The organism is Kitasatospora sp. NPDC096077, assembly GCF_040303245.1.
GTDB lineage: Bacteria > Actinomycetota > Actinomycetes > Streptomycetales > Streptomycetaceae > Kitasatospora.
This window is the reverse complement of record NZ_JBEOSV010000009.1, coordinates 32,517-49,834: the sequence shown is the minus strand read 5'-3', so window position 1 is coordinate 49,834 and position 17,318 is coordinate 32,517. Positions and strand designations below refer to the sequence as shown.

General features: G+C 74.1%; 15 protein-coding genes. 6 read left to right on the top strand and 9 right to left on the bottom strand.

Translation table 11 applies throughout. The features are described from left to right. Positions 1-41: 41 nt before the first annotated feature. Positions 42-1,271 (bottom strand): sulfite oxidase, encoded by a 1,230-nt coding sequence (locus tag ABTZ03_RS11535; RefSeq protein ID WP_350512701.1) that lies wholly within the window; start codon positions 1,269-1,271, stop codon positions 42-44. 166 nt (positions 1,272-1,437) lie between these two features. Between ABTZ03_RS11535 and ABTZ03_RS11530 the strand changes: the two genes are divergently transcribed. From ABTZ03_RS11530 to ABTZ03_RS11510, 5 genes are all read left to right on the top strand, one after another. Beyond that, complete coding sequence (locus ABTZ03_RS11530) at positions 1,438-2,226, top strand: alpha/beta fold hydrolase (RefSeq protein ID WP_350512700.1); 789 nt, start codon at positions 1,438-1,440, stop codon at positions 2,224-2,226. Between the two features lie 104 nt (positions 2,227-2,330). Continuing rightward, complete coding sequence (locus tag ABTZ03_RS11525; protein ID WP_350512699.1) at positions 2,331-2,702, top strand: MerR family transcriptional regulator; 372 nt, start codon at positions 2,331-2,333, stop codon at positions 2,700-2,702. A 166-nt stretch (positions 2,703-2,868) separates the two neighbouring features. Beyond that, the gene (locus ABTZ03_RS11520; protein WP_350512698.1) at positions 2,869-4,521 is read left to right on the top strand and encodes a BCCT family transporter; all 1,653 of its coding nucleotides are present in this window, start codon (positions 2,869-2,871) and stop codon (positions 4,519-4,521) included. Positions 4,522-4,733: 212 nt separating this feature from the next. Continuing rightward, positions 4,734-4,910 (top strand): hypothetical protein, encoded by a 177-nt coding sequence (locus ABTZ03_RS11515; protein WP_350512697.1) that lies wholly within the window; start codon positions 4,734-4,736, stop codon positions 4,908-4,910. 138 nt (positions 4,911-5,048) lie between these two features. Next, complete coding sequence (locus ABTZ03_RS11510; RefSeq protein WP_350512696.1) at positions 5,049-6,458, top strand: FAD-dependent oxidoreductase; 1,410 nt, start codon at positions 5,049-5,051, stop codon at positions 6,456-6,458. 75 nt (positions 6,459-6,533) lie between these two features. Here ABTZ03_RS11510 and ABTZ03_RS11505 read toward each other — a convergent pair whose 3' ends face one another. Then, positions 6,534-8,255 carry a DUF2398 family protein gene (locus tag ABTZ03_RS11505; RefSeq protein WP_350512695.1) on the bottom strand — a complete coding sequence of 574 codons (1,722 nt, stop codon included), beginning with the start codon at positions 8,253-8,255 and terminating at the stop codon, positions 6,534-6,536. Positions 8,256-8,485: 230 nt separating this feature from the next. Between ABTZ03_RS11505 and ABTZ03_RS11500 the strand changes: the two genes are divergently transcribed. Then, positions 8,486-9,229: a lysoplasmalogenase gene (locus ABTZ03_RS11500; RefSeq protein WP_350512694.1), complete on the top strand. Its 744-nt coding sequence runs from the start codon at positions 8,486-8,488 to the stop codon at positions 9,227-9,229. A 67-nt stretch (positions 9,230-9,296) separates the two neighbouring features. Here the strand turns inward: ABTZ03_RS11500 and ABTZ03_RS11495 are convergent, their stop codons facing one another. The 7 genes from ABTZ03_RS11495 to ABTZ03_RS11465 all read right to left on the bottom strand — a co-directional run bounded on the left by ABTZ03_RS11495 (position 9,297) and on the right by ABTZ03_RS11465 (position 17,064). Continuing rightward, on the bottom strand, positions 9,297-9,875 hold the full coding sequence (locus tag ABTZ03_RS11495) for a hypothetical protein (protein WP_350512693.1): 579 nt from the start codon (positions 9,873-9,875) through the stop codon (positions 9,297-9,299). Between the two features lie 184 nt (positions 9,876-10,059). Further along, complete coding sequence (locus ABTZ03_RS11490) at positions 10,060-10,863, bottom strand: exodeoxyribonuclease III (RefSeq protein ID WP_350512692.1); 804 nt, start codon at positions 10,861-10,863, stop codon at positions 10,060-10,062. 183 nt (positions 10,864-11,046) lie between these two features. Then, positions 11,047-12,834: a gamma-glutamyltransferase gene (ggt, locus tag ABTZ03_RS11485; RefSeq protein ID WP_350512691.1), complete on the bottom strand. Its 1,788-nt coding sequence runs from the start codon at positions 12,832-12,834 to the stop codon at positions 11,047-11,049. Positions 12,835-13,092: 258 nt separating this feature from the next. Then, positions 13,093-14,199 (bottom strand): ROK family glucokinase, encoded by a 1,107-nt coding sequence (locus ABTZ03_RS11480; protein ID WP_400918936.1) that lies wholly within the window; start codon positions 14,197-14,199, stop codon positions 13,093-13,095. Next, positions 14,196-15,011, bottom strand: coding sequence for an ATP-binding cassette domain-containing protein (locus tag ABTZ03_RS11475; RefSeq protein WP_350512690.1), 816 nt, complete (start codon positions 15,009-15,011; stop codon positions 14,196-14,198). The genes ABTZ03_RS11480 and ABTZ03_RS11475 overlap by 4 nt, the downstream gene beginning before the upstream one ends. Beyond that, the gene (locus ABTZ03_RS11470; protein ID WP_350512689.1) at positions 15,008-16,048 is read right to left on the bottom strand and encodes an ABC transporter permease; all 1,041 of its coding nucleotides are present in this window, start codon (positions 16,046-16,048) and stop codon (positions 15,008-15,010) included. Before ABTZ03_RS11470 ends, ABTZ03_RS11475 begins: the two co-directional genes overlap by 4 nt. Next, positions 16,045-17,064 (bottom strand): substrate-binding domain-containing protein, encoded by a 1,020-nt coding sequence (locus ABTZ03_RS11465; RefSeq protein ID WP_350512688.1) that lies wholly within the window; start codon positions 17,062-17,064, stop codon positions 16,045-16,047. Before ABTZ03_RS11465 ends, ABTZ03_RS11470 begins: the two co-directional genes overlap by 4 nt. Positions 17,065-17,318 lie beyond the last annotated feature (254 nt).

Genomic DNA, 17,318 nt, shown 5'->3' with positions numbered 1-17,318 from the left:
GAACTCCCCGGGCCCCGAACCGCCGGGGCCCGGGAGCGGGCTCAGAGCACCGTCACCGGGTGCGCCACCACCGCGCCGAACAGGTAGCCCTCGCGGTTGAAGGCCGCCCACTCGGGCTGGGTGGCGCCCCCGCGGTCCGTGGCGCGGGCGCGCAGCTCGTACCGGCCGGGCCGCTCGGGGCGCCAGTCGACGCTCCAGCGGGTCCAGCCGGCCGCACGCGGTTCCTCGGCCAGCTCGGCGCGCCGCCAGCTGCGGCCGCCGTCGGTGCTGACCTCGACCAGCCGCACCGGGGCCGTGCCGGACCAGGACCGCCCGTGCAGCCGGTGCTCCCGGCCGGCCGTCAGCCGGGCGCCCTCGGCCAGTTCGAAGGCGGACTTGACCACCTGGGTGGTGAGCGCGGGCCCGCCGCCGGGCGGGTGGCCCGGGCCGAACATCCGGTAGAAGTCGGTGTTCCAGGGCGAGTGCAGCGGGTGGTCGGCCACCTCGATGCTGCCGACCCACTTGATCGAGGCGATGCCGACCCAGCCGGGCACCACCAGCCGTACCGGCGCGCCGTGGTCGGGGGTCAGCGGCGCGCCGTTCATCTCGTACGCGAGCAGCGCGTCGTCCAGCGCCTTGGCGATCGGCAGCGGGCGGCGCACCGGGCCGTAGTTGGTGCCGTCGACCACGTAGTCCGGGTCCAGGCCGGTCGGCAGCACGTCCACCGCACGGTCGGTCAGCCCGGCCGCCCGGAGCACCTCGGCCAGCCGGACGCCCCGCCAGCTCGCCGAGCCGATGCTGCCGAGGGTCCACGGCGTCCCGGGGGCGCGCTCGCCCTGCTGGCGGTCGAAGTAGCTGCGCCCGTTGCCGGCGCACTCGATCAGCGCGTCGATCCGGGTGGCGGGCAGCGCGCGCAGGTCGTCCAGGCCGAACCCGAGCGCCCGTTCCGGCGGCGGTGCGCCGTGCAGGCCGCTGCCGAACAGCCGCAGCCGCCAGCCGACCGGGTCGATCAACGGGGTGCTGGTGTGGTTGCGGACGAAGAACCGTTCCACCGGGACGTGGCGGCCGACGGCGGCCTTGCCGTCGGCGTCGCGCAGCGCGTCCCAGCGCATCTCGGCGTTGCTGTCGCGTCGGACGAACCACTCCGCGGGCAGCGGCTTGACGATCCCTGGCAGGTTGTCGCTTCCGGGCACGGGCCTGGGCACCTCCTCGGCGGCCGCCCGGCCCGGGGCGAACACCGGCGCGGCCGACGCGGGCACGACGGGCGCCCCGGCGGCGGAGCGCAGCGGCATCCGGACGGCACTGTCCGGATGGCGCTCCTCCCCCAGCGTAGGGGGTCCGGCGCGTTCCGTGACCAGGGCCGCCGCCTGCGCTTTTCGCTTGACCTTCCCACCGGTGTGAACTCCTAGCGTCCCCGGTGTCGGAAGAAGCGCCCCGCCCGGTCACCGAGGAGTACCCGTGCCGTCCACCGTCCCCACCCACGCCCCGCTCGCCCGGATCGTCCGGGGCTCCGGCCCCGGCCTGCTGCTCGCGCACGGCGCCGGCGGCAGCGCCCGGGACAACTGGGGTCCGCTGCTGCCGGACCTCGCCGCGCACCGCACCGTGGTCGCCCCCGACTACCCCGGCTCCGGCGACAGCCCGTTCGAGCCGGGCGACCCCACCCTGGACGAGTACGCCGACCGGCTGGTCGCCGCCGCCGACGAGGAGGGCCTGGACACCTTCGACCTGGCCGGCTTCTCGCTGGGCGCCGCCGTCGCCGTCCGGATCGCCGTCCGCCACCCCGGGCGGGTCCGCTCGCTGCTGCTGATCGCGGGCCTGGCCGGCGGTTCGCCCCGGTTGAGCGCGCTGTCCGAGCTGATGGTCGGGCTCCGTGACCAGCCGGCCGTGCTCGCCGAGGCGATGCTCACCGTCGTGCTCGGCCACAGCTGGGTGGACGCGCTGACCGCCGATCAGCTCGCCGAGCTGCGGGAGGGGCTCAAGTCCCCGTTGCCGAGCGGCTTCCCGCAGCAGTTCCGGCTGGCCGCCCGGGCCGACGTGCGCGCCGAGCTCGGCTCGATCGCGGTGCCCACGCTGGTCGTCGGGGCCGCCGAGGACATGCTGGTCCAGCCGTCCCAGCACCGCCTGCTGGCCGACGGCATCCCCGGCGCCCGTTTCGTCGAACTCCCCAGCGGCCACCTGCCGATGGTCGAGGTGCTGCCCCAACTGCGCGACGTCCTGGTGGAGTTCCTGGAGCTCCCGGAGAACTGACGCACCGTGGCCGCGCGGGGCCGGCCGGGGCGGGCGCCAGGACCGGCCGGAGCCGCGCGGGGCCGGCCGGGAACAGCCCGGCGCGGGCCCGCGTTCTCCCGATCATGCGCATCGGAGAACTCGCCCGCCTGACCGGGGTGTCCGCCCGCCTGCTCCGCTACTACGAGGAGCAGGGCCTGCTCCAGCCCGCCCGCACCCCGGCCGGCTACCGCGAGTACCAGGAGGAGGACACCGTACGGGTGTGGCAGATCCGCAGTCTGCTCGCGGCCGGTCTGCCCACCCGGATCATCGTCGAGCTCCTGCCCTGTGCCACCGGCCCGGTCCCCGTCCTGGAGGCCTGCCCGAACCTGCTCGCCACCCTGCGCGGCGAACTCGCCGACCTGGATGCCCGGATCGACGACCTCACCCGCAGCCGCCGGGTGCTCTCCCACTACCTGGCGACGGCGCGCGCCCCGCGCGCGGAGCAGGCGGCCTGACGCGGCGTCGAGGCCCGCGGCCAGGGGCTCCGGTCCCCGTACGGGGACCAAGGTCCCCACCCGCCGCCTCCCCGGCGCGCCCTCCCGCCACTGGCGGCACCGAATGGACATAGTGCGACATACATCTTGAATCCCCGTATTCCGCGTATGTCGAGAGGTCCGCCCGATGAGCAGCCAGCCGCCGCAGCCCTCCCCGGGCGCGCAGGAGCCCGACGAACCCGGTGAGCCCGCCGCGACCCTGCCCACCGACCGCGTGGTGTTCGGCATCAGCGCCGTCCTGGTGCTCGCCGTGGTCGCCTGGGGCGTGTTCGCCGAGGACTCCCTCGGCCGGACCTCCAGCACCGCCCTCGGCTGGGTCCTGCACAACTTCGGCTGGCTCTTCACCGTCGCCGCCGACGTCTTCCTCGTCCTCACCCTGCTGCTCGCCTTCAGCCGCTTCGGCCGCATCCGCCTCGGCCGCGACGACGACGAACCCGAGTTCTCCACCCTCGCCTGGGTCGCCATGATGTTCAGCGCCGGCATGGGCATCGGCCTGATGTTCTACGGCGTCGGCGAACCCCTCCAGCTCTTCGCCACCCCCCAGCCCGGCTCCGGCCTCGAACCCCAGAGCGCGGCCGTCGCCCAGCAGGCCCTGGAGTTCTCCCTCTTCCACTGGACCCTCCACCCCTGGGCCATCTACGCCGTCGGTGGCCTGGCCCTCGCCTACACCACCTTCCGCAAGGGCCGCGGCAACCGCATCTCCGCCGCCTTCGTCCCGCTCATCGGCCAGCGCGGCGCCGACGGCTGGCAGGGCCGGGCGATCGACCTGCTCGCCGTCTTCGCCACCGTCTTCGGCTCCGCCACCAGCCTGGGCCTGGGCGCCCTCCAGGTCGCCGACGGCCTCGGCTACATCACCTCGGTGCGCAACACCCAGAACGCCCAGCTGGTCATCATCGGCTCGCTCACCGCCGCGTTCGTGCTCTCCGCGTTCTCCGGCGTCCACAAGGGCGTCAAGTGGCTGTCCACCGCGAACGTGGTCCTCGCCTCACTGATCATGCTGTTCGTCTTCGTGTTCGGCCCCACCGTCTTCGTCCTGGACTCCATCCCGGCCACCGTCGGCGGCTACCTCTCCGACCTGCTCGGCATGTCCACCCAGACCGGCGCCTTCACCGACGAGAGCTGGCTCGGCTCCTGGACCATCTTCTACTGGGCCTGGTGGCTGTCCTGGGCCCCCTTCGTCGGCACCTTCATCGCCCGCATCTCGCGCGGCCGCACCATCCGGCAGTTCCTCCTCGGTGTGCTGCTGGTGCCGAGCGGGGCCACGGTCATCTGGTTCTGCGTGATGGGCGGCACCGCGATCCGCCAGGTCACCACCGGGGCGGCCGACCTGGTCGCGACCATCCCGCGCGGCGCCGAGGCCTCGCTGTTCGAGATGCTGCGCTCGCTGCCGCTCGGCTCGGTCACCAGCGTGGTCGCGGTGCTGCTGGTGATGACCTTCTTCATCACCAGCGCGGACTCCGCCTCCCTCGTCCTCGGCTCGCTCTCCAGCCGCGGCTCCCTGCACCCGCGAACCCCGCTGGTGGTGGTGTGGGGCGTGCTGATGGGCGGGGTCGCCGCCGCCCTGCTGCTGGCCGGCGGGCTCACCGCGCTGCAGAACGCGACGATCCTGGTCGCCCTGCCGTTCGTCGTGGTGATGCTTCTGCTGTGCGTGTCGCTGGTGAAGGAGCTCCGCGAGGACCCGGCGGCCGGCCCGTCCCGCTTCCATGCCGCCCACGGCCTGCGGGACGCCGTCCGGGTCGCCGTCGGCGAGGCCCTCGCCGAGCGCGGGCGACGCCGGTGAACCGGGCGCGGGCGACGCCAGTGAACCGGGCGCGGGATCGCGTCCGTTCCCGCTGATCCCGCCCCGAACCCGGCCCCGGTCACGTCGTTGACCAGCGCATACGCCCCACTCGTCGGACGGGTGGGGCGTATGCGGCCAACCGACGCCGGATCCCCCTCCGGACTTCACCCGCGCGTACCGACCGTTCACACCACCCTGGGAGCCTCCCTGTCATGAACGCCAGCCCTCAGGCGCCCTACCAGGAACCGCGCTTCCCGCTTCCCCAGCGCCACCGTCGTCTGCTCGCCTGCACCGCAGTCCTCGCCTCCATCGCCCTGGGCACCCTCGGTGTCGGCGCGACCGTGGAGACCGTCCAGCCCAGTCCGCTCGCCGCCACCGCGAGCAAGTGACGCCCGACCCGACCAGCACCGCGGTCCGACTCCGGACGCGGTGCTTCCGTCTTTCCGGCGCCTGAGCACAGCAGCGGTTGCGAGTTGATGATCATCTGACAGTAGGATCGCTCCGCAACACGACGCGAAGGGGATGCAGTGGCGCGGGTTGCGATTATCGGTGGGGGAATCAGCGGGCTGGCGACAGCACTCATGCTCGGGCGGCAGGGCCACCCGGTCACCCTGTTCGAACAGGAAGCCCGGCAGGCCGGCGACGACCTCGACCAGGACTTCCACCACTGGAACCGGCCCAGGGTCCCCCAGGCCGACCAGCCCCACTCCTTCCTCGCGCCGGTCCGGACCGTCCTGCGCACCGAGGCCCCCGACGTCCACGCCGACCTACTGGCCCGCGGTGCCCGGGAGTACCACGACTTCGACTGGTTCGAGGAGCACCCGCCGCACCGGGCCGGGGACGAGGACCTGATCACCCTGCGCACCCGCCGGATCGTCCTGGAGGCCGCCCTGACCGCGGCCGTCGAACGGGAGCCCGCCGTCGACGTCCGGCGGGCCGAGCGGGTGACCGGCCTCACCGTCACCGGCGGGCGGCCGCCCCGGATCACCGGCGTGCGAACGGGCCTGCGAGCGGGCGTGCGAACCGGCCTGCGGACGGGCGTCGCGAGCCACCCGGCGGACCTGGTCGTCGACGCCGCCGGACGCCGTTCACCCGTACCCGGCTGGCTGGTCGAGGCCGGCTGCCGCCCGCCGGCGGTCGACAGCCACCGCACCGGGATCGCCTACCTGTGCCGCTGGTACCGCCTGCGCGCCGACGGCCCGCGCGACCCCGGACGGGTCAGGACCGGCTCCGCCGCGGAGTTCGCGCTGGCCGGCGTCTTCCCCTCCGACAACGACACCTTCGCGCTGAGCATGGTCGTCTCCACCGCCGATCCGACCCGCGGCGCGCTCACCGACCCGGCCGTGTTCGAGGCCGTCGCCCGCCGCTTCCCCGCCTGCGCCGCCTGGCTGGAGCTGGATCCGGAACCCCGGTCGCCCGTCCTCGCGATGGCCGGCCTGGACAACCGCTGGACCTCCCTCGCCGACGCCGCCGGGCCCGTCGTCACCGGCCTGGTCAACGCCGGGGACAGCCTGATCCACACCAACCCCACCCTCGGCCACGGCGTCGCCCTCGGCCTGCGCACCGCCCAGTACCTCGCCCACCACGCCGACGAGGTCGCCGCCGACCCCACCGGCTACCACGCCTGGACCGCCCGGAGCCTACGCCCGGTGTTCGACGACCAGGTCGCCGCGGACCGGGCCAACGAGCAACGGCTGAGCGGCACTTCGGCCGCCCCGGACCGCCGCGCCGCCGCCCTCGCCGCCTGCGCCTTCGACGACCCCGTCGTGATGCGGGCCCGCGCCCACGTCCGCCACCTCGTCCACTCGGCCGACCAGGCCTACGGCACCGAGGAGGTCGACCGCCACCTCACCGCCTGGCTCGCCGCCCGCCCGGACTTCACCCCCGCCCCCGACGGCCCGACCCGCGCCCAGTGGGACGCCCTCATCCCCGTCTGACATCCCCGTCCGACGCTCCCCTCCGTCATCCCCGTCCGACCGCGCGGGAACCCGCGGGAGCCGGGCCGGTCCTCGCTACGCCCGGAGGCCCTCGCGGGTGGCGGGTGGCGGGGTGGGGCGGGAGTGCCGGCCGGTGCTCGGGGTGGGGTGGAGGTCGGGGGCCGGGGCGTAGCGGGCCGCCGGGGGGCGGAGGAGCCAGGTGGTGCGGGGGGTGGGGGTGATCAGGCCGAGGCCGTGGAGGAGGTCGAGGGCGTCCCGGCGCAGCGCGGTGCGGTCGGCCAGGTAGCGGGTGGGGAGGCCGTGGTCGTCGGCGATGTCGCCGAGGAGGCCGTCTATCAGCGCGTCGGGGATCGGGACGTCGCCCTCGCCGGGTTCGCCGGGCAGCGGGCGGACCTCCTCGACCAGCTGCTCGACCAGCAGCAGGGCGGCCTGGGCGAGGGTGCCGGTGCCGGGGAGGGCGAGGTCGGTGAGTTCGGCGGCCGGGTCGAGCAGGGCGACGCCCTCGGCCCGCAGTTCGGTTTCCAGGCCGAGGAACTCGGCGAGCGCGGCCGGGCCGCTGAGCCGGTGTTCGGCCAGCCAGGCGCGCCGGTCCTCGGGGAGGTCGGCGGCGAGCACCGCGGGGGTCTCGGCGAGGAGCCGGCGTACGGCGGTGGCGGGTTCGGCCTCGGCGGCGCGGCGGATGAGGTCGGCGGCGGAGTCGGCGGGCCCGGGCGGGTCGACCGGGACGGCGCGGGCGAGTTCGCGGTCGACGGTCAGCACGAAGGCCGGGTCGACGGTGACGGCCGGGTCGGCCGGCAGTTCGCCCAGCACCTGCCATTCGGCCAGGGCGGCGAGCGCCATGCCCAGCGCGGGCGGGTTGGGCGCGAGATCGGGTGCGGCGGCCCGCATCGCCTCCAGCAGCCGCCCGTACCGGAGTTGCTCGGGGGCGTCGACCAGCAGGGCCAGGGCGAGGGCGAGTTGGGCGTAGCCGGCCGGGGTGAACGGGGCGCCGGTGGCCGGGTGTTCGAGGCGGCGGACGGCGCCGGGGCCGAGGCCGGCCTTGCAGAGCCGGGCGTGCCAGGGGCCGACGGTCAGGCGGTAGCCGAGCAGGGTGTCGAAGCGTTCGGTGAGCCAGTCGCGGTGACGTCGGATCAGTGGGAAGCCGTCGGCGTGCGGGCCGGAGGCGGTGACCAGCGGGTGGGCGAGCAGCAGCCGGGCGGCGATGCGGCGTTCGGCGTCCGGGAGTTCCTCGGCGGAACGGTCCTGCAGCTCACGGAGCGGGCCCGGCAGCGCTCGGCCGAGCTCCTGGCGGCGGTGCCGACCGGGCCTGCCGGGCTTGGCGCCTGACCGGACGACGGGCAGTGCGGCGGCGTCGCGCCGGGCGCGGCGCAGGCCGCCCTCGGTGCGGGCCTCGCGGGCGCGCGGCACGGCGGCGTGGGCCGTCGGGCCGTGCCACCAGCTGACGGCGGGATCGGCGGGTTCGGCGGCGGCGCCGAGGTGCCGGGCGGAGTAGAGGCCGAAGGAGGCCGTGCACAGGTCGTCGGCGGTGCCGGGGGTGGCGGCGGCGAACCAGTGGGCGAGCCGGAGCAGTCCAGGGTCGGGCGAGAGCCCCTCGGCGGCGGCTTGCGGGCCGTCAGCAGAGCCCTCGGCCGCGCCGTCGGCCGCGGCCTCGGCAGCGGAGCCGGAGTCGGGACCGGAGTCGGATCCGCGTACGGCGAGGACGGCGGCGGCGGTTCCCCGCCCTGCCCCGCCCGTACGTCCGTCCGGCCTGCCGGCGGCCACCCGGGTGGCGCCGACCGCGTACTCCTGCTGCTCCATGTCGGGGTCCAGACTAGACGGTGACCGGGTCACCCGGTGGCAGCAACCGTCCTCCTGAGGAAGTCTCCGCAAGAGCCCTGGAAGCGGCCGTCGGCGCTCCGTTCCCCGGCCACGCCGTCATCACCCGTCCCCGACCCGGGTTACGCACCGGTAACCCGGTCTTCCGCCGTCCGACCGGCTCCCATAGGGTCGGTCTCCCCACCCCGAACGACTGCGGAGGCACACGCCGCATGAGTATCCGTACGACCACCCGCGCCACCGGCCTCGGCGGGCGCCTGCGCTCGGCCACCGGCCTGCTCGGTGGCTTCGCGGCCACCTCGGCGGCGCACCTGGGCTCGATCCTGTCCGGGGCCTCCGTCCTGCAGAACGCCACCAAGCCGGCCCTGATGCCGCTGCTGGCCGCGCACAGCGTGGCGGCGGCGGCCCGCGCCGAGCGGGAGGCGCCGAAGCTGCTGGCCCCGGCGCTGCTGGCGAGCGCCGGCGGGGACGTGCTGCTGCAGCTGAAGGACGACACCGCGTTCCTGGCCGGGATGGGCTCCTTCGCGGCCGCCCACGTCTGCTACGTCACCATGTTCGTCCAGCGCGGGGCGTTCACCGACCGTCGGCGGGCCCTGGTGGTCGCGGCCGCGTACGCGACGGCCTGGGCCGGGCTGGTCGGTCAGCTGTGGCCGGACCTCGGGGACCTGAAGGTGCCGGTGGCCGGGTACAGCCTGCTGCTCACCTCGACGGCGGTCGCCTCGGCCGGGCTCGGGTGGCGGACCGGGCTGGGCGGGGCGCTGTTCCTGCTCTCCGACACCCTGATCGCGACCCAGCTGGCCAAGTGGCGCGAGCTGCCGGGGCATCAGTTCTGGATCATGGCGACCTATGTGCTGGCCCAGTACCTGCTGGCCAGCGGGATCCTGCAGCACGAGGAGCGCCGGGAACTGCGGGAGCGCCAGGAGCTCCTGGACCGGCTGGCCGGGTCGGCCCGCTGACGCACCGCCGCGCCGTCGGCCCGGTCAGGGGCCGACGGCGCGGCACTGCCGCGGAGCGTCGGGGCCGTCAGGCACTGCGCCTCCGGAGCAGCCAGAAGCCGCCGACCACCAGGGCCAGCCCTCCGGCGAGCTCCGCCGGGTCCGCCGCGACCGAGCCGCCGAGGCCGGTCTTCGCCGCGCCGTGCGGGGCGACCTGCTGGCTGCCGGCGCCGGACTGCCCGAGCGAGCCCGCCCACTCCCCCGCCGCCTTGCCCCAGTCACCGAGGCCCTTGTCGGCACCGCCGGCGGTCACGGTGGTGACCTTGACGGTGGTGGAGAAGGCGCCGCCGTCCGGGCAGGTGCCGTCGACCTTGCTGTCCCCGTTGTGCTGGGAGGCCAGCCGGGCGGAGCCGCTGTGCTTGCCGTCGGCCCCGAGCGTGAGGGTCGCCGGGCCGCCCTCGAAGGCGGCGGAGTGGGCAGTGATGGTCTTGGCGTCGGGCTTGTCCGACTTCTCGCAGGAGACCGTGACCGTCACGGTCTGGCCCGGTGCGGCCTGGGTCGGGCTGACCGAGGCCGCGCCGTCCCTGGCCGATGCGAGGGGGGCCGTCAGACCGGTCAGCACCGTCGCGCCGATCAGGGCGGCGGCGGCCGTACGCGTGGGGCGCATGCCGGAACCTCCGGGATTCTCGGGCGCAGCCGGGGACTCCCATGTCCACGTGGTGTTTCAACTGCACCCGGTCATTCACCGACGGTAGGCAGGCCTCCGGGGCCCGGCCACCGCTCAGGACCGTTGGAGCGACGGCCCGTCACCGCGGGTGACCGCGGCGCCCCAGTGGTGACTCAGTGGTGACTCAGAGGTCGAGGTCGACCACGACCGGGGCGTGGTCCGAGGTGCCCTTGCCCTTGCGGGCCTCGCGGTCCACGTAGCTGTCGGTGACGGCGTCGGCGAAGGGCTTGTTGGCGTACGTGAGGTCGATCCGCATGCCCCGGTTCTTCGGGAAGGCCAGCTGGCGGTAGTCCCAGTAGGTGTAGGGGCGGTCGTACTTCAGCGGGCGCGGCACCACGTCGTGCAGACCGATCTCGCCGAGGGCCTCCAGCGCGGCGCGCTCGACCGGGGTGACGTGGGTGAGGCCCTCGAAGGCGGCGACGTCGTAGACGTCCTCGTCCGCGGGGGCGATGTTGAAGTCCCCGAGTACGGCGAAGGGGCGCGGGCCGGCCGCATCCTCGACGGAGGCCTTGCGCAGCGCCTCCAGCCACTCCAGCTTGTAGTGGTAGTGCGGGTGGTCGACCTCGCGGCCGTTGGGCACGTAGACCGACCAGACCCGCGCCGGGCCGCAGGTCGCGGCGATGGCACGCGGCTCGACGTCGGGCAGCAGGGCGCCGTCGGCGAGGTACCCGGGCTGGCCGGGCAGGTCGCGCACCACGTCGTCCAGGCCGATCCGGGAGACGATGGCGACGCCGTTCCACCGGCCGGTGCCGTGCGCGGCCGTCTCGTAGCCGAGCTTGCGGACCGGCTCGTACGGGAAGGCGTCGGCCGCGCACTTGAGCTCCTGGAGGCAGAGCACGTCGGGCTTGGCGCTCTCCAGCCACTCCAGGAGCTTGGGCAGCCGCGCAGTGACGGAGTTGATGTTCCAGGTGGCGATGCGGACGGTCACGGCGGGCGGCCTTCCCGGTGGTTCGGTCGGTACGGACGGGGGTGGGCCCCTGCGGGAGGCCCACCCCGAACATACCGCCCGGCACCGACAACCCGGCCCGACCGGCGCCCGGGCCGGAGCGGCACCGGGGTCCGAGGCCGCCCGGGCCGGGGCCGCCCGGGCCGGGGCGCCGACGGCGGGGCGTCAGCCGGCGGGCCGGACCACCGCGGCCGAGCCGCCACCGCGCCGCACCGGTTCCGCGGCGGCCACCCAGCGGCCGTCCGGCAGCCGTTCCACGCCGGTGGCGGCACCGATCTCGCCGCCGTCGGCGAACGTGTGCCCGAGGGCCTCCAGCGCGGTCCGCTCCGGCAGCGCCAGGAAGCCCGGCTCGGCCTGGGTGACGGCGGTGTTGCGCTGGCTGGCGCGCGGCGCGGCGATGGCCTGCTCCAGGCTCAGCCCCCGGTCGAGGCGGCCGAGCAGCACCTGGAGGGTGGTGGTGACGATGGTCGCCCCGCCGGGGCTGCCGGTGGCCAGCAGCGGCTCGCCGTCCCGCAGCACGATGGTCGGGGACATCGAGGAGCGCGGCCGCTTGCCGGGGCCGGGCAGGTTGGGGTCGGGGACGCCGGCGGCGAGCGGGGTGAAGTCGAAGTCGGTCAGCTCGTTGTTGAGCAGGAAGCCCCGGCCGGGGACGGTGATGCCGCTGCCGCCGGTCTGCTCGATGGTGAGGGTGTAGGAGACGATGTTGCCCCAGCGGTCGGCCACCGTCAGGTGGGTGGTGTTGGGGCCCTCGTACGGCTCGGGGACGGCCTGGCCGGTGTCGGCGCAGTCGGCCGGGTGGCGCGGGTCGCCGGGGGCGAGCGGGCTGGTGAGGGCGTGGTCGGGGCTGATCAGGCAGGCCCGGGAGGCGGCGTAGCGCCCGGAGAGCAGCTGCTTGGTGGGGACGTCCTCGAAGGCCGGGTCGCCGACCCAGCGGTTGCGGTCGGCGAAGGCGATCCGGGAGGCCTCCAGGAAGTGGTGGTAGTACTGGGTGCTGCTGTAGGTCGAGAGGTCGCCGTCCTCCAGGATGTTCAGCGCCTCGCCGACGGTGGTGCCGCCGGAGCTGGACGGGGCCATCGAGTAGACGTCGTAGTCGCGGTAGGCGACGTGGGTGGGCGCCTGGCGGCGGACCTGGTAGGCGGCCAGGTCGGCGGTGTCGACCTTCCCCGGGCGGGCGTTGCGGCCGGCCGCCGGGTCAACCGGCGGGTGCTGCACGGTGTTGACGATGTCCTGCGCCAACTCGCCCTGGTAGAAGGCCTTCACGCCGTCCTTGGCGAGCAGCTTGTAGGTCGCGGCGAGGTCGGGGTTGCGCAGCACGGAGCCGACCTCGGGGAGCTTGCCGTTCGGCAGGTAGAGCTTGGCGGTGGCCGGGAAGTCCTTGAACCGGGCGTAGTTGTCGGAGGTCTGGCCGCGGAAGGTGGCGTCGACCACGAAGCCGTTCTCGGCGATCCGCTCGGCGGGTTCGAGGTTCTGCGCGAGCGAGCGGGTGCCCCACTGGCGCAGGGCGGAGTCCCAGGTGGCAGGGGTGCCGGGGACGCCGACGGACAGGCCGCTGGTGACGGCGTCGGCGAAGGCCAGCGGCTTGCCGCCCTCCAGGAACAGCCCGCTGTCGGCGGTGCGACCGGCCGTCTCGCGGCCGTCGATGGTGTGCACCCGACCGGTGGCGTGGTCGTAGTAGACGAAGTACCCGCCGCCGCCGACCCCGGAGGAGTACGGCTCGGTCACCCCGAGCGCCGCGGCGGCGGCCACCGCCGCGTCCACCGCGTTGCCGCCCTTGCGCAGCACCTCGATCCCGGCGGCGGTGGCGTCGGCGTCCACCGATGCCACCGCCCCGCCCCAGCCCACCGCCTCCGGCGTCTTCGCCGGCGGCGCCGCGGCCCCGGCGGGGCCGGTGGTGGCCCAGACCAGTGCGGTGGCGAGCAGCAGGGATGGTACGAGACGGGTCACGGCCCTCATCCGAGTCCTCCTGATGTGACGTCAACTCATCAGTTGTTCCACAGGAGGGATGATCCGACAACCACACCTTGCCATTACCAACGGGTAGTTGATGTGGCGACAGGTGGGCGACAAAGGCCGGGGCGGGAGGGGAAACAGAAAACAGAAAACAGCTGACAACTTTCAGCGAACAGATAACGTTCTCTGTTCGCTGAAAGTTGTCAGCTGTTACCTGTCGGCTGTCACCGGTGTCACCCGCCGCCCGTACGACCCCGCCGGCTACGGCGCGCTGCGCTCCACCCGCCGCCGCTTGATGGTGCGGAACCGCCGGGCGACCTGTCGCGCCAGGTCCGCGGCGCCGACCAGGCCCGCCTCGTTGCCGAGGGCGGCGTGGACGATGGTGGCCTCGGGCCGGAAGCCGCGGCCGGTCAGGGTGCGGCGGAAGGTGTCCCGGGCCGGGCCGAGCAGCAGGTCGCCGGCCTCCGAGACGCCGCCGCCGATCACGAAGCGCCCCGGGTCGAGGCCGGCGGCCAGGTTGGCGATGCCGACCCCGAGCCAGGTGCCGACCTCGTAGAGCAGCTCGATCGCGGTCGGGTCGCCCTCCCGGGCGGCCTCGGTGACCAGCGGTCCGGTGATGCCCTCGACCGTGCCGCCGGCCCGGGCGAGCAGCTGCTGCACCACCGGGGACTCCTCCGCGACCAGCTCCCGCGCGTCCCGCACCAGTGCGTTGCCGGAGGAGTACTGCTCCCAGCAGCCGCGGTTGCCGCACGGGCAGCGGTGGCCGCCGGGCACCACCTGCATGTGCCCGAACTCGCCCGCCAGGCCGTACTTGCCGCGGTCGACGTAGCCGTCCCGGACGACCGCGCCGCCGATGCCGGTGCCCAGGGTGAGCATCACCATGTGGTCCTCGCCGCGCCCGGCGCCGAAGCGCCACTCCGCCCAGGCGGCCGCGTTGGCGTCGTTCTCCACGATCACCGGGAAGCGCAGCCGCTCGCTGAGCGCCTGCTGCAGCGGCTCGTTGCGCCAGTTGAGGTGCGGGGCGAAGAGCACCCGGGAGCGGTCGGCGTCGACCCAGCCCGCCGCACCGATGCCCACCGCGTGGACGTCGTGCCGGTCGGCGAGCTGGAGCACCAGCTCGACGATCACGTCCTCGACGACCTTGGCGCTCTTGCTCTTGTGCGGGGTGTCGGTGCGCAGCTTCTCCAGCACCTTGCCCTCGCCGTCGACGACCCCGGCGACCACCTTGGTGCCGCCGATGTCGACGCCGATGGTGGGCAGCCGCAGTATCCCCGCGGGCAGGGCACGGCGGCGGCGCTCGGCGCGCGGGCCGAGGCCGAGCAGGGTGGGCAGGACGGCCGGCCGAGTGCTGCCTTGGGGGCTGGTCACGGCTGCGGACGCTCCTCACGGGAGGGGGTGGGGTTCGGACGGGCCAGCTCGTGCGAGAGTTCGGCGAGGTCGGAGCCGCCGGCCATCTCGGTGGTGAGCTGTTCGAGGCTGATCTCGGCGCGCGGGTGGCTGCCGGCCATCCGCCCCCGCTTCAGCAGCGTGAAGTGGTCGCCGACCAGGTAGGCGTGGTGCGGGTTGTGGGTGATCAGGACGACCCCGAGGCCGGCGTCGCGGGCCGCGGTGACGTACTTGAGCACCACCCCGGACTGCTTGACGCCGAGCGCCGCGGTCGGCTCGTCCAGGATGAGCACCTTGGCGCCGAAGTGGACGGCCCGGGCGATCGCCACGCACTGGCGCTGGCCGCCGGAGAGGGTGCCGATCGGCCGGTCGACGTCGTGCAGGTCGATGCCCATCTCGGCGAGCGCCCGGCGGGTGGTGGCGCGCATGCCGTCGGCGTCCAGCCGCAGGCCGCCCCAGCGGCGCATGCCCTGCTCGGAGCCGAGGAAGAAGTTGCGCCACACCGGCATCAGCGGGACGACGGCGAGGTCCTGGTAGACGGTGGCGATGCCACGGTCCAGCGCCTGGCGCGGGGAGTCCAGCCGGACCTCCTCGCCGCCGATGGTGTAGACGCCCTCGTCGTGCCGGTGCAGCCCGGCGATGATCTTGATCAGGGTGGACTTGCCGGCCCCGTTGTCGCCGAGCACGCAGCTGATCTCACCGGCCCGGAGGGTCAGCGAGACGTCCTGCAGCGCCCGGACCGTCCCGTAGGTCTTGCCGACGCCCTGGAGCGAGAGGAGTTCCGAGTCGTTCATCGCGGCCCCCGTTCCGCCCGGCGCTTGACGTAGGCGTTGAGCAGCGCGGCCAGCAGCAGCATCGCGCCGAGGAAGAACTTGAACCAGTCCGGGTTCCACTGGGCGTAGATGATCCCCTTGCTGGCCATGCCGAAGATCAGCGCGCCGAGCGCGGAGCCGGCCACCGAGCCGTAACCGCCGGTGATCAGGCAGCCGCCGATCACCGCCGCGACGATGTAGATCAGCTCGTTGCCGACGCCCTCGCCGGACTGCACGGTGTCGAAGGAGAACAGCAGGTGCTGCCCGAGCACCCAGGCCCCGAAGCCGACGCCCAGGTAGAGCACCGTCTTGGTGCGGGCGACCGGCACGCCGACCGCGCGGGCGGCGGCCGCGTCGCCGCCGACGGCGAAGATCCAGTTGCCGAAGCGGGTGCGCAGCAGCACCCAGCTTCCGACCACCAGCAGGCCGAGCCACCACCAGACGGTGGCCTTGATCGCCAGTCCGCCGATGTTCAGCTCCGAGGCGAACAGCCAGCGGCAGGTCTCGAAGCCCTGCATGTCGGAGATCGGCTTGGTGGAGACCGTCCCGGAGATCGCCTTGGTGAGGCCCAGGTTGGCGCCGGTCAGCATCAGGAAGGTGCCCAGGGTGACGATGAAGCTGGGCAGCCTGGTGCGGCCGAGCATCCAGCCGTTGAAGCCGCCGATGGCCAGCGTGGTGGCCAGCGAGACCAGCACGCCGACCCAGGTGACCGCGGTGAACTGGTACGAGACCATCGAGGAGGTCAGCGCGGCGGTGGTGACCAGCACGCCGGCCGACAGGTCGAACTCGCCGCCGATCATCAGCAGCGAGACCGGTACGGCCATGATCCCGATGGTGGACGCCGCGTAGAGCACGGTGCCCAGCGAGGAGACCCGCAGGAAGGGCTCGGCGACGGCGGCGAACACCGCGAACACCGCGACGGCGGCGATCAGCGAGCCGAGCTCGGGGCGGGCGAGGAGGCGCCGCAGGGCGGCCGGACGGTCCTGGACGAGCAGGTCCGGGGTGGTCGGACTGCTCACCTGGTCCCCCTCGCCACGTACTCGGCGAGCGCGTCGGCGTTGTCCTTGGTGAGGATCTGCGGGCCGGTCGCGACGGGCTTGCCGCCGCCGAGCATGTCCAGGTTGGACTTGTACAGCCACAGCAGGTCGACGCCCTCGTAGCCCTGGAGGTACGGCTGCTGGTCGACGGCGAAGCCGACGCTGCCGGACTTGAGCCCGGCCACCACCTGCGGTCCCAGGTCGAAGGTGTCCAGCTCCACGTTGCGGTGGGCGTCCTGGACGGCCTGCAGCCCGGTGGCGGCCATCGGGCCGGAGAGGGTGAGGACGGTGTCGATGGAGGTGTCGGCCTGGAGCTTGGCGGAGATCGCCGCCCGGGCGTCCGGCATGTCGACGCCGTTGACGTAGAGGACCTGGAAACCGCCGCCGGCCTTGGACTGGGCGCCGGAGCAGCGCTCCTCCTGGCCGACGTTGCCCTGCTCGTGGATCACGCAGAGCACGTTCTTCCGGCCGCGCGAGGCCAGCTCGGCGCCGGCCGCCTGACCGGCCGAGGACTCGTCCTGACCGATGTGGGTCAGGGCGCCGAACTTGGCGGAGTACTCCTGACCGGAGTTGATCGTGATGACGGGGATGCCGGCCGCCTTGGCCTTGCCGAGGACGTCGGCCATCGCGTCGCCCTTGGCGAGGGTGACCAGCAGGCCGTCGACCTTCTGGTCGATGGCGGCCTGGACCAGCTGGACCTGGTTCTGGGTCTGCGCGTCGTTGGAGTACAGGAAGGTGATGTTGTCCTTGGCGGCGGCCTGCTCGGCGCCCTTGCGCACGCTGTCCCAGAAGGCGTCGCCGGCTCCGGCGTGGGTCACCATGGCGACCTTCCAGCGCGGGGTGGTGACGGCGCTGCCACCGGCGGCCGCGGCCTTGGCGCGGGCCTCCTCGGCGCGTCTGCCTCCGGTACTGCTGCAACCGGCCGCGGTGACCGCGATGGCCAGGACGGCGCACACGGGCCAGAAGCGGCGGGACGGGCGAAAGCGGGTTGTGCTCATCCCCCTAGTCTCTCTGGCCCGGCCGCGCGGGATCGCACCGCCTCGCCCGGCAGCGCGATCGGCGCGGGAGGTAAGGTGCCCCGGGGGACCTTCCTGGAAGTTCGCTGAACATCTGGTCCGGAGCACCGCCGTCCGGGTGACAGACTAGGCGCCGACCCGAAGCAGGAACAGCTCGGAAACGTGATGTTCCTCTCAGGTTCCGCACAGATTCGGACGGCAACCGATCATCGGTTCGCGCCGTCTGATGCCATTGA